The organism is Mucilaginibacter sp., assembly GCF_041660805.1.
Lineage (GTDB): Bacteria > Bacteroidota > Bacteroidia > Sphingobacteriales > Sphingobacteriaceae > Mucilaginibacter.
The window spans coordinates 1-13,599 of the sequence record NZ_JBAZVP010000009.1 but is presented as its reverse complement, the minus strand read 5'-3'; the positions used below and the strand labels follow the sequence as shown (position 1 = coordinate 13,599).

The window sequence follows — 13,599 nt, the reverse complement described above, 5'->3', positions numbered from 1 at the left end:
ACGGGGTAGGTTGTCTATCACAGCCCAAGCTCCCCATTTTGGTGTCCTCACCGGAACCTTCAGACCTGTTCGCTGAATGCAACTGTTTGTGAGGACACAAACAGCGGGGTAGGTTGTCTATCACAGCCCAAGCTCCCCATTTTGGTGTCCTCACCGAAATCTTCAGGCAAGCTCACCGAATGCACCTTTTAGCAGGGGATTTATCTGTCACAGCCCAACTCCCCATTTCGGTGTCCTCACCGAAATCTTTAGGCAGGTTCGCTGAATAGAACTGTTTGCGCAGACAAAAACAACCGGCAGGGGATAACTATGTTATGCTGTAACTGTTAAAACGCTACCTTCAACAGTTACAGCATATTTTTTGAGAGATAATGCCGCGGGACCCATTATTACCGCACCCGTTGTACTAAACTGGCTGCCATGAAGCGGGCAAATAAACTTACCCTGGCCGGTATTGTAATTAATGCTTGTGCCTTCATGCGTACAAGCTACCTGTACTGCTGTAAACGAACTGGCCACGTTAGCAGCCGCTAAACGCACCAATATTACACCATCTGTAACTTTAGAGCTGCCTACGGTTTGCAACTCTGTAGCTAAATCAACATTGAAAAGGTTTCCGGTACCTGACGCGGGCGGGTTATTTTCGCCGGTGCCCGGCCTTGGGTCGTTGTTTTTTGAACCGCAACCCACCAGGCTGCACCCGGTGCAAATAGCTGCCATACTAATACCTAATTTTGCTAAAAATTCGTGCCTCTCCATAGATAAATGTTTTTGTGTTTGGTGTTGTTGTTAATTATAAATGTGCCTTATTTATATACAACACGGTTTTTATTGCACAAAGGTTGCCCCGGTAACATTATTAAATGGGAAAATGCAGATGGGGCTAAGTGGTAACCGCTGCAATGGCTATACGGCAAGTAATATGCAGCAAACTTTTATTAGGATGGGTTATTGATTGAGCAACAGGAAGAACGAGGAATTGATCAGATGAACTGATCAGTGGCCCGGCGTTTCGTAGAAATAAATAGGTGAGTACACCCCTTCGCTGGTGGTGTAGTACCCTTTACCATCGGGGGTAAAACCTATTGCTTCGCCTTGCTTTTCTTGTTTGTAGGATGGTTCAATGGGTGGCCTTTGCATGGTTTGCCAAATGTGTTCGCCGGGTTTGCGTTCCCAGTAGTATACTTTTTCGTAACTCTTTAGCAAGATCTGTTCGCCATTTTTTGAAATATCCCCGGCGGTTATCCACTTAAAAGGTTTTATCCCATTAAAAAACAACCTGCACCTGTAGGTTAAAGTAGCGGTATCCTTTGCCTTAAAATTGAGTGGGGTGGTATATACTTCAACAGAATCAAAGCGCTTGGTAACAATATATAAGAGCTTCTCAACCGGGTCTATCATCATGGCTTCGGCATCCCGGGCGCCATGCGGATAGCTCACATATAAGGGCGCTTGTACCGCGTGCGCTATACTGTCTTTATCCCATGTTTTGCGTTCCTCTATACGGTTAATGGTTATATATTTCCTGTTTGCGGCATTATCGCCTATATCGCCCAAGTAAACGTAGCTTCTGCCTTTAACCGGGCCGGGGCCAACAGCAATATCTTCACAATCATACACCCCGTTTGTAGAGCCATTTGCTTTATAATAAATAGTAGTGCGCAGTTTGCCATCGGCAGTAATGGCGAAAAAACGGCTGGTATCACCGCTATCATTATGTACATAGTAAATACCAGGATCTATGCCCGATGCCGCTATGCCTGATATTTCATTCATCGCTTTGTTTAACAGCCTGCCCTGCGGCAGCTCCTTATTATCTATTAGCCTGTGCTTGGCAAAGGCACCAATAAATATCAGTACAACAAAGGGTATGAAAATATTTAATTTTTTACGGTTGCTCATGTATCTATAAGCAAGTAATAACATACAAATGGTTCATATATTATGAAGTTTGTAGTAATAATTGCTATTTTATTACAAAAGTAATATTAAAATACTGGTTTAAGCATTGCTGTTAAATTGCAACAGCCCCAAAGCTTATACGGTAAACTTTAGGGCTGTTGCAATTTATAATAGCTGAAGCTATGCCTCGGCCGGTACTTTTGTTTGCGGGGCAATGTTCATTTCCGCATCCGGTTTTGATACATCGGTAATAGCAACTTTGCCTCGGTCCCTGCGCAGTATCCTGTTAAATAATGATATCTCCCGATCAAACAAAAACTGGAAGAATAATTTGGTCCACGAGGTATGGTAATACAATGTTTCGTAATATTCCGGAGCTGTTTTCTTTATCTCAGGTAACTTATTCCACGGGATAGAAGGAAAATCATGGTGCTCATTGTGGAAGCCCACATTAAAGGCCACCTTGTTAAGGCCACCATAGTAGCTATATGTTTCCTGTTCAACGCTATGTGTTAAGTAATGTTCCTGGATCCAGCGGGCACCCAGCGGATGCAGGCCAACAGAGAACGAAAAGCTCAGTAACAAAAAGGCGATAGCGCCCCAGCCCATAAAATACCATATCGCGGTAGTAAACACTACCTGTATAAGTAAGTTGGTTAAGATCCAGCCATCAAAGGGGTGTATCTCTCTTAAGCGTGATAAACGGAACAATTGAAAAACCGGGAAGAATAACAACCACAGTGCTTTTCCAACAAATGAATTACTGATCAGTTTTGCTTCCCAACGGTTAGGAAGATCGGCATCCAACTCATGTATCCCCTGAAAAGAGTGGTGCTTAATGTGATATTTCTCAAATGAGATAGCACTTGGCAATATCTGCGGTAAGTTGGCAAACATTGATGCAAAGCGGTTTGCATTGCGATTTTTAAATAACAGCTGATGCGTACATTCATGTATCATTACAAATAACGCATGATCTGCAAACGCGCCTAATAAATAAGCGGCGCCAACAATTATCCACCATGACTGATCTCTCACCAACCAGGCCATGCCCACTTGAAAAACTACCAGCCCAATAATTGCAAAAATGGTATTAGGGTTCTTGCCAATCAGTTTACGTAGCTGCGGGAACTGTTTTAATATCTTCTTGGTACGGATACGGTGTGGCTCTGACTCCGAAGAGTACACAAAATCAGTTTTCTTAATCATATAAGCTTAAACGGTCATTAAAGGATTAAGGTCTAAGATAAAGATTTTTGTTAGATATTTTATGGAAATTTATAAAATCAGTAATTTTTATTTCTTTTTGGTTAATTTTTATACTGTGGATTAATTGGAAAATAGTCTGAATAACTGGTTAAATAATTACATACATTTAATATAAAAATATATTATGTGGTGGATCTACGCTTTGCTATCGGCAGTATTTGCTGCACTTACCGCAATTTTTGCCAAAATAGGCATTAAAGGAGTTGATACGGACCTGGCAACGGGGATCCGTACGGTTGTAATATTGTTACTGGCCTGGGCAATTGTTATGTACAGAGGAAGCAATCACTATATAGGCAGCCTAACTAAATTAAACTGGACTTTTCTTGTCTTATCAGGCTGTGCAACGGGCTTATCATGGATATTTTATTTTAAAGCGCTGCAACTGGGCAAGGTTTCGCAAGTGGCCCCGGTTGATAAGTTAAGTGTTGCTATCGCTATCATTTTGTCGGTTGTTTTTTTGGGAGAACCGCTTACATTCAAATCCGCATCAGGTGCTGTATTGATCATTGCGGGCACGCTTGTACTGATATTTTAACAAACAGGCATACCTGTTAAAATTGTAACAATTCCGTGTTGTAACCGAAAAATCAGTTTTAATCCAAAGTTTCTTAGGATTTTTGCAGTTCGGATTAAATTGTAATTAGAGTATGCGATCGGTTTTTACCTTCTTTTTTTTTCTTTTTATATCAGCTTTCATCAATGTTAATGCCCAAACCGGTAACGGAAAAGGCAAAATAAATGGAAAGGTAACCGATGCTGCGACCAAATTACCGGTTGATTATGCTACCGTATCTTTATTTAAACAAGGGAGCGCGAGCCCTTTCAATGGTATTAGTACCGATGCGAAGGGCAATTTTAATATTGAGAATGTGCCTGCCGGCGATTATAAGCTAACCGTTGATTTTTTAGGCTACACAAGAAGTACGATAGAGCATGTAATTGTTAACGCGGGCGGCAGCGCTGCATTAGGTAATATCCTGCTAAAGCCTGTTCAAAACCAGCTAAGCACAGTTAATGTTACTGCCAAAGCCCCCATTATTGAAAACAGGATTGATAAAATGGTTTACAATGCTGCCAATGACCTTACGGCACAGGGTGGTGTAGCTATTGATGTATTAAAGAAGGTGCCACAGGTTACGGTTGATATTGATGGCAATGTGGAGCTACAGGGTAATTCAAACATCCGCTTTTTGATAAATGGTAAGCCATCAAGCATATTTGGGGCAAGCCTTGCCGACGCGCTGCAATCTATCCCGGCCAGCCAGATAAAAAGTATTGAAGTGGTAACCAGTCCCGGTGCCAAATATGATGCGGCCGGTACAGGTGGTATCATCAACATTATATTAAAAGACAGTAAAGTATCGGGCGTAAACGGCAGTATAAATGCCGCGGCAGGTACCCGTTTAGAGAATGGCTCACTTAACCTTAACGCCCGAAAAGGAAATTTTGGCGTGAACGCCTATTTTAGTGGCAACGCACAGCTAAAAACAACCGGTAAAAGTGCTAACGACCGGTCATCATACAATACCACCGGCGATACAACCCGCCTGTTGCAAAATGGCAGCAACACCTCACAGCGCAGCAGTTACCAAACCGGCATAAGCTTTAACTGGGCCATTACACCTAAAGATGATTTGACCGCTTCACTTGGTTTTAATCATTTTGGCAACCATAACTATGGGTTAACCAATCAGCAGGAAACACAGACGGCAGCCGATGGTAGCTTAATTTCGCAGCTGTTGAGCCTGCGTAATTCAGACAGCCGCTTTAGTGCAAACTCCACCGATTACAGCGTTAACTATAAAAAAACCTTTCAGAAAGAAGGCCAGGAACTGGAGGTGCTTTATAGCTCCAGCTATAGCAAAAACACGGTAAACTATTTTCAGGAACAAGATTACTTAAGCGGCGGCTACCAGGCAACAGGCTCAAGGGGCAATAACCCCGGTAACGATAGGGAAACTAATATCTCTGTTGATTACACCCAGCCGGTTACCAAGAATTTTACCCTTGAGGGCGGTGCGAAAGCCGTTATAGAAAACTTAAAGAACACAGTTAATACAGATACCTTACTGGCCGATAGAACTTACGCCAACAATGCCGACCAAACCTACGGCTTTAACTATAAGCGTAATATTTATGCTGTTTACTTATCAACCTCTGCATCATTGTTTCATAACTGGTTAGATGTAAAGGCGGGCCTTAGAAATGAGTACACCAAAACCACAGCAGATTTTCCGGGGGTTAATATACCGGGATATAACACCCTGGCGCCATCAGCTACGCTATCACACAAGCTTACGCAAACACAAAGTATTAAGCTAAGCTATAACTACCGCATTGAGCGGCCGGATTATGGTGAGATAAATCCATTTTATAACATCAGCGACCCGCATAACATCAGCACAGGTAACCCTAATTTAAAACCCGAGGTGAGCCATGGGATAGAGCTGGGTTACAACAAATCATTTGAAGGTGGGGCCAATGTTTATATAGGTACATTTTATCGCCATAATATTGATGATATACAACCCTATACCGTCCCCTATGATCTGTTGACCATCAATGGCCGCGATTACCCCAATGTACTGCTTACCCAGCGCAGTAACATAGGTACACAAACATCAATAGGTGGTAACATTTTTGCATCGGTACCGGTAGGCAGCAAGTTAAATTTACGCACCAATGCTTTTTTGGTTAGCCGTACAAATGATAACCCGGGCGTTAACAGGGTTACCGGCTTTGGTTACCGCGTAAACTTAAATGCTACCTACCAGTTTGGGCATGACCTTACTGCCGAGGCATTTGGTAATTATAACTCATCGCAAAAAAACCTGCAGGGTACACGCCCGTATTTCCTGTTCTATAACTTCGCAATACGCAAACAGTTCTTAAACAAAAAAGCAAGTTTGGGCCTTTTAGCATCCAACCCTTTCAACAAGTATGTTAACATGCGCTCAAACACCTTTGGGCCAACCTTTAACCAAATAAACCTGCGCCAGGCGCCGGTACAAAGCTTTGGTATAACCCTAAGCTATAAATTTGGTAAACTGGAATTTGCTAAGGAGAAAGAAAAAGGCGATAAGGAAGATAATGATACCCCTGCACCGCCAGAAGGTAACCGGTAACATGTTTTAAAGCATTGCTAAAACAAATGGCAGCCGTTTATTATTGTATGGATATAAAGGATTATTGCTACTACCATGAGTGCTGCTGATAAACATTATAAATTCATAAACAGTAGAACTGGCTATGTAATTTTCTATCATTCGTTAAACGCGTGCTTAAGTGCCGACGAGGTTAAAGCCGAGCTCGAGAAAATTAAGGCGCAGGTTGCCATACAAAACCGAATTTACCAGGAAACCATTTATTGGGAAGAAATTAAGGACGACGAAACCCCGTCTTCATTAGGTAGCTTGTAAAATTATTGCTTGTATAGTGTACTGTATATCAGTATATTTATAAACCAATTATAACGGGTTTAATCAGCCTGTATTTACATTACTTAATTCTAACCATTATGAAAAGGCCCTTTTTGATAGTGTTTGTAACCGCCTGCATGCAATTTCAGCTGTATGCGCAGGTTAACAGCAATACACAGCTTACTCCCCCAAATAATCGCGGTATAAAAGATGTGGTGGAAAGGCTGCAAACTTTATCATCAAACAGGGTTATTGAGAAAGCTTATCTTCATTTTGACAGATCATATTATGACCCCGGCGATACCATTTACTTTAAAGCTTACATAACAGCGGGCGAACGGCACGAGCTTACAAAAATAAGCGGCGTGCTGCATGTAGACCTGATCAGCAAAAGCGATTCGGTAGTAATGCAATCGCTTATATTACAAATTACCAACGGGCAGGCATGGGGCGATTTTGCTTTGCCGGCATACATACCTAAAGGGAATTACCGTGTAAGGGCATATACACAATGGATGCAAAATGCAGGCAACAAATACTTCTTTGATAAAAACATCCCGGTAACGGGGAGGAGTATTTCAAAGGTAACTGACGCTGCGAAAACTGCCAATAAGAAAGTTGATGTGCAGTTTTTTCCGGAAGGAGGCAGCTTTATTAACGCTGTGCCTTGCAGAATAGCCTTTAAAGCTGTAGGCAGCGATGGCCTGGGGGTAAATATAAAAGGGGTTATAGTTGATAACTTAAATAAAGAGGTTACCAAATTCACATCAGCACATTTGGGCATGGGCCAGTTTTTTGTTACCGCGGAGGAGGGCAAATCTTACAAAGCAAAGATCACCTATCCTGATGGGAGCGTAAATACTGTTGACCTGCCTGCAGCCGATGCAAAAGGGATGGCCCTGGCTGTTAATAATGAAAAGCCCGGCAAACTATCAATAGATATAAATGCTAATAAGCCCTATTATCTTGAAAACAAGAACAAAGAAATAAACATAGTAATATACGCCAGTGGTACGGTTAAAACGGTTAAAACTGTATTGGATAACCAGGTGATAGGTCTTGATTTGCCTGTAAATGATTTTAAAACCGGGATAGTACAGGTTACGGTATTTTCGCAGGCGGGCATACCATTAAATGAGCGGCTTGCATTTGTGCAAAATACCGATGTTTTAAATTTGGCATTAAACGCCAAGCCCACCTATGCGCCTAATGAAAAGGCTGGTATTACGCTTAATGTAAAAGGTGGCGATGATAAACCGTTAACCGGGTATTTTTCTGTAGCGGTTACCGATGACAGCCGGGTGCCGGCAGATGATAATACCGAACGCTCTATCCTGTCTGATCTGTTACTATCAACAGAAGTTAAGGGATACATTGAGCAGCCAAACTATTATTTTTCTGCAGCTAACGCAGATGCTAAGGCAAGCCTTGATATATTAATGCTAACCCAGGGGTACCGCCGTTTTGTGTGGAACGAACTGCTGAATGAACCCGCCCCGGCAATTACCTACAACCCCGAGAATGGTTTGCAGGTAAGCGGTGTAATGACAACTAAAGATGGCAAGCCGGTAGCTAATGAAAAGGTTAGCTTACTATTGGCAACAAGCGGGCAATCATTAACCGCGACAACCAACGCGGATGGGAAATTTGTTTTCAGGGACCTGGGCTTTACTGATAAAACAAAGTTCCTCTTAAAAACAGAGAACCCTGCGATTAAAAATAAAACCAAAATAACACTTGATAAAACTTATAATGGTTTACCGCTTACTGCAAACACGCAGCCGGTAAGTAAGCTTGTTGATAATTTGCCGGCAAACACCAAGCCGCCGGAAACAACAATTGTTAATAAAGTACGCCAACCGCAACCGGGTAATGTTAAAGCTAAAGATGCTTACAGAACAGTGAGCTATGCGGGTGCCGGCAATGCCGATCAGGTAATTAACCATAAGGATTTTAAGAATGCAACTAAACTTTCTGATGTTTTATCAGGGCTTGTTCGTGGGGTGCATTTCGAAAAAGGAGTGCCTTATTTAAATAATAGCCTGGTAGTTGGCTCAGGTGGATCAGCGTTGTTGCCGATGTTGATTGTTGTAGACGGGGCAATTGGTATCGGCAATGTTGACAATTATATCCCCAATGATATTGAAAGAGTAGAGATATTGAAAGGCTCCAACGCATCTATATACGGCTTAGGGGCCGGCGGTGGGGTTATGCTACTTACATCAAGAATGGGTGGTGATGATCTGGAAGCAAACACATCTGTTGAAATGTCGCCGGGCCTGTTATCAATAGCGCCGCAAGGTTTTTATAAAACCCGCAATTTTTATACGCCGCGCTATGCTGTTGCAGCAACTGCAAACGACTATACCGGCACAGTTTTATGGAACCCCAACCTTAATACTGATAAAGATGGCAATGCCACATTTAATATAGTGAACGCCAATAAACCCGGCAACTACCGTATGGTTATTGAAGGTATGGATAGTAACGGCAACATTGGCAGAAGCGTTTATAAGTATAAAGTACAATAATGAGGCCGTGCGCCGAATGCAACTTTTTGTGAGGACACAAACAGCGGGGTAGGTTATACATCACAGCCAAACTCCCATTTCGGTGTCCTCACCGAAATCTTTAGGCAGGTTCGCCAAACGCAAAGTTTGTGAAGACACAACCAGCAGGGTAGGTTATATATCACAGCCAACTTCCCATTTCGGTGTCCCCACCAAAATCTTTAGGCAGGGTTCGCCAAATGCAAAGTTTTTGTGAGGACACAACCAGCGGGGTAGGTTATATATCACAGCCAAACTCCCATTTCGGTGTCCCCACCGAAATCTTTAGGCAGGTTCGCCAAATGCAACTTTTTGTGAGGACACAACCATCGGGGTAGGTTATATATCACAGCCAAACTCCCATTTCGGTGTCCTCACCGAAATCTTTAGGCAGGTTCGCCAAATGCAAAGTTTTAGTGCCTTTGTTTTTTACCACAAAGCACAGACAGGTTTATTTCGTTATCAGGTAAACCCGGTCAAGCACTTTGTACCGGGTTTCTTTATTGATAAAGGCCGGTAAAATATTTTCCTGCGGATAGTTTGTGAATGTTTTGATCACCTTAAAATCAACGTGGTTTTTAATCAAATAATCTATAGATGGCTGACTGAAATAGAAGATGGACTTTTGGCCTGATGGGAAGTTTTTAAACTCATCAATAGCTACAAAATCAACAGGGCGTTTGCAATAAAACTGGAAAATGTTGTTTGACGCATTAACCGAGTAAATATGCTGACCGTTATTTTGAGGTTGATTAACATAACTGGCCGCTGTTATTTGCCCGCAGTAGCTTGCAAGAATTTTAAAGAAGGTGGTGTTCATGTAAAAGTTAGCAAACAATACCGCGCAGCAGTTTAGTAAAAATGCCTTTTGCCTTAACGGCGAAACTTTTATGATGATGAAAAAGCTTATCGCCCCAAATAATAAACAATCGGCAATGAACCAGGCATTGCCGGCAGGTTTCAAATAAATGTGGATGGCTATTGTAATAAGCGGCAGTAAAACCACCCCTATCCATTGTATTATTTTCCAGTAGGCATCACCCAAACGCGATAGCTGCCTGTAAAAATAAGGAGCGGTTATAATGGCAAACAGCGGGAAAATAGGATTAGTATAAAATGGCAGCTGGAAACGCGATAGAGAGAACAACAGCAGCAAAAACAGTCCCCCGCTTAAAGTATAATATTCGGCAAGTTTTACTTTTTGCCAAATGCTTTTTAATGTTTTAAACAGGGCATAATAAAAGAACAGGCACCAGGGGGCAAAAGCCCACAGTAATGTGTGTATGAAGAAAAATACATCGCCAGATTTTTGCTGTACAATTGGGCCGCTGTTCACAAAGCGCCCAAATTGGCTATCCCACAAAAACCAGCGTATGCCCGATACATTATGCCTGCCAAAAACAATCTTTTCCGGGTGCATATCAAACTGAACGTATAGTGAATAAAGCTCTGGCAGGGTAAAAATAAAAGTGGCCAAAAATAGCAGCCACCATTTTGCTTTGAAAAGATCTGTGAACTTTTTTTGAAATATCAGCTGGCCAAGCAGGGCGCCATATATGGCTACAATAACAAAGATCCCCTTGGTCATGATAGCGCAGGCGGTAAGCAGGGTGGCCAACAAAAGATCAGCTAAAGTATAGCGTTCATATAACCGGGCTATATGATAAATGCTGCCAATTATCAATCCCATTAAATAAGGTTCGGCCCTAACATCAACGTTTGAGAGCAGTACATGCTGTGCCGTCATCACTATTAAAACCGCCGTTACAGCTATTTCTTTGGTGTAAAACCTGCGGGCAAAAAGGTAGGTATACAGCAAGCTTAACAAAAAGAAAAGCAGCGCAGGCAGCCGGTATGCCCAAACACTTACGCCAAACAATTTAAAGCTTACAAATATGGCCCAAAACGGAAAATGAGGCTTATCAAGCCAGTTTGCATTGTAACTGAATAACTGCAGCAGATCTTGTTTATAAATAAGCGCCCTTGAAATGGACGCGTAAAGACCAGGATCATCAGAGAAAAAATCGATGCCAATGCCAATAAAGTTAACCACCAATGCCAAAACAAAAAGTATCAGGTAAAATGGCTTGTTGTTATTGTTCATTTATAGAGGTTGATGCAGCAAATATAAAGTTAATGGCATCAAAATTAAGGCATAAAAAAACCCCCGCCCATGGGCAGGGGCAAAAACTCACAACAATTGTTTAACCTTTCGGTCAATTCCTAACTGCAATGTGAATTCATATTATATAACATATTGATGGAGTGAAGGTTTTATTTGTATGGGCATTTTTTTTAAAGCCAATTTACTCCACATAAAATCGGGCATGAAAGTTATTTGTGTCATATCAAAATTTCGATATATCTTTATATCTGTAAACTTCAACCAATAACATTATGAAAAAGACATTCCAATTTAAAACAGCGGCATTACTTGTTTTTGCTTTAGTTTTTTCGACAACTTTATTTGCACAGCAAAAACCGGCAGCAAGCCCGCGCGATAGTGTGAGTGCTGCTGTAGCCGGCTCACAAATTACTATCAACTATGGCAGCCCGTCAGTAAAGGGCCGTAAAGTATTTGGCGGATTAGAAGCATATGGTAAAGTATGGCGTGCAGGCGCAAACGAAGCTACTGTTTTTACAACCAGTAAAGATATTAAGGTAGAAGGTAAAGCCTTACCTGCAGGTAGCTACGGTTTATTTGCCATCCCTACTGAAGCCAGCTGGACAATCATTTTTAACAAAGTGCCTAAACAATGGGGCGCGTTTAAGTATGACGAAAGCAAAGATGCATTACGTGTAACTGTAAAACCGGCTAAATCAGCAATGAATGAGCGTTTGGTTTATAAAATAAACGGTAAAGGTTTCTCATTAAACTGGGATAAAGTATCAGTACCGGTTTCAATAACTAAATAGTTATTAACTAAACACATGAATTAAACCCCGGTAATGCCGGGGTTTTTTATTTATTTTTTTTAACGGAAGTTAATATTCCCTTGAGTATAATAAGCGTTATATTTACAGTGGCCCATGCATTATCGTTTTAGCAAAAAGCCCCTTATTAACAGGGGGATCATAGTACTTCTATTATGTTTTGTAATATACCTGTTAATGGTATTTGCAAATCATCCGCACGCTATTGAGCGCTATTATTCAAACGGACTTTATCCTGTTATTTGTTATTTGCTGCACCCGGTTTTAAACCTGTTCCCCTTTAGTGTTGGCGATATAGTTTACACGGCTGTTATAATTTATTTGCTGTATGCCATTGTCCGGCTCATTAAACTTGCGTTTAAGAAGCGGTTTGCACAGGCAGGCATGTTCTTTTTAGGTTTGGTAATAGGCGTACAGGTTAGCATCCTGATATTTTATATTTTTTGGGGGATGAATTATTTCCGGCCATCTGTAGCCGAGCGGCTCAACCTAAAGGATAGTACCTTTACAATTGTCGAACTGCAAACCGTAACCGGCATACTGATAGACAGTGCTAACAGTTGCCGCTCCCGCATAACCCCGGCCGATCTCAGACAGAACAATGATACCATTTACCATAGGGCATTAAAAGCAGTAACTGCCCTGTCAAACAGCTCGCCCAACTTTAAAACCTACAGCCCGGGAATAAAGCCGTCATTATTAACACCGCTGATGAATTACATTGGCACATCCGGCTACTACAACCCGTTTACTACCGAAGCACAGGTGAATTACGAGATGCCTGTTTTTAACCGGCCGTTTGTGGCCTGCCATGAAATGTCGCATCAGATGGGTTACGGCGCCGAAGACGAGGCTAACTTTGCGGGCTATATGGCGGCAACATCATCAAAAGACAGATTGTTGCGCTACTCTGGCTATTATCTGGCGGTAGAGGAGTTTATGCACACCATGCGCCTTACCGATACGGTTATTCACAAACAATTAAAACTGCGCATTTCGCCGGAAGTTAAAAGAGATTTTAAAGCCGAACGTTTGTACTGGTTATCTTATCAAAATAAAATAAATATCATAACCAGTGTATTTTACGATAATTTCCTGAAAGCCAATAACCAACCCGAGGGACTTAATACCTACAACAGAATGGTATCATTAGTTATGGCGATGTATAAGAGGAAAAGTTGAAAGTGAAAAGTTGTTATGTTAAGTAGGAATCCGCTAAATCAAAAAAATCTGTTTAATCCCGGTTGAGGGGCTTTAAAAATTCACTAATTCGCTAACTCAATAATTAACTACCTGTTAGTCAAATCTGCTCAATCAAAAAAATCTGTTTAATCCCGGTTGAAAGGCTTTAAAAATCACTAATTCATTAAATCACTAAATCAATAATTAAAAAAGACGTTCCGTATCTCACCCCGGAACGCCCGACAACATCATCTCTCAAATAATGTTGATCAACTAAACCTCAGATAACATGTTTGTTTACCCAAGTTCTTATAGTAAAAACCTTTCGGCTACCTATATTT

General features: G+C 41.5%; 10 protein-coding genes. 6 read left to right on the top strand and 4 right to left on the bottom strand.

Annotation, left to right across the window (positions count from 1 at the left end; genetic code table 11):
- Positions 1-312: 312 nt before the first annotated feature.
- The 3 genes from WC743_RS13295 to WC743_RS13285 form a co-directional block, all read right to left on the bottom strand.
- Entirely contained in the window at positions 313-759 is a 447-nt protein-coding gene (locus WC743_RS13295) for a ubiquinol-cytochrome c reductase iron-sulfur subunit (RefSeq protein ID WP_373012499.1), read from the bottom strand.
- Positions 760-996: 237 nt separating this feature from the next.
- On the bottom strand, positions 997-1,902 hold the full coding sequence (locus tag WC743_RS13290) for a hypothetical protein (protein WP_373012498.1): 906 nt from the start codon (positions 1,900-1,902) through the stop codon (positions 997-999).
- A gap of 180 nt (positions 1,903-2,082) precedes the next feature.
- The gene (locus WC743_RS13285; RefSeq protein WP_373012497.1) at positions 2,083-3,111 is read right to left on the bottom strand and encodes a fatty acid desaturase; all 1,029 of its coding nucleotides are present in this window, start codon (positions 3,109-3,111) and stop codon (positions 2,083-2,085) included.
- Between the two features lie 184 nt (positions 3,112-3,295).
- Between WC743_RS13285 and WC743_RS13280 the strand changes: the two genes are divergently transcribed.
- The 4 genes from WC743_RS13280 (at position 3,296) to WC743_RS13265 (ending at position 9,124) form a co-directional block, all read left to right on the top strand.
- Positions 3,296-3,709, top strand: coding sequence for an EamA family transporter (locus tag WC743_RS13280; protein WP_373012496.1), 414 nt, complete (start codon positions 3,296-3,298; stop codon positions 3,707-3,709).
- 112 nt (positions 3,710-3,821) lie between these two features.
- A complete protein-coding gene (locus tag WC743_RS13275; protein WP_373012495.1) occupies positions 3,822-6,299 on the top strand; it encodes a TonB-dependent receptor domain-containing protein in 2,478 nt (825 codons plus the stop codon).
- 75 nt (positions 6,300-6,374) lie between these two features.
- A complete protein-coding gene (locus WC743_RS13270; protein WP_373012494.1) occupies positions 6,375-6,593 on the top strand; it encodes a hypothetical protein in 219 nt (72 codons plus the stop codon).
- 98 nt (positions 6,594-6,691) lie between these two features.
- Positions 6,692-9,124, top strand: coding sequence for an MG2 domain-containing protein (locus WC743_RS13265; protein WP_373012493.1), 2,433 nt, complete (start codon positions 6,692-6,694; stop codon positions 9,122-9,124).
- Positions 9,125-9,593: 469 nt separating this feature from the next.
- Here WC743_RS13265 and WC743_RS13260 read toward each other — a convergent pair whose 3' ends face one another.
- Entirely contained in the window at positions 9,594-11,246 is a 1,653-nt protein-coding gene (locus tag WC743_RS13260) for an ArnT family glycosyltransferase (protein WP_373012492.1), read from the bottom strand.
- Positions 11,247-11,539: 293 nt separating this feature from the next.
- Between WC743_RS13260 and WC743_RS13255 the strand changes: the two genes are divergently transcribed.
- Both WC743_RS13255 and WC743_RS13250 read left to right on the top strand, forming a co-directional pair.
- Entirely contained in the window at positions 11,540-12,058 is a 519-nt protein-coding gene (locus WC743_RS13255) for a DUF2911 domain-containing protein (protein ID WP_373012491.1), read from the top strand.
- 195 nt (positions 12,059-12,253) lie between these two features.
- Entirely contained in the window at positions 12,254-13,258 is a 1,005-nt protein-coding gene (locus WC743_RS13250) for a DUF3810 domain-containing protein (RefSeq protein WP_373012490.1), read from the top strand.
- Positions 13,259-13,599: the final 341 nt, after the last annotated feature.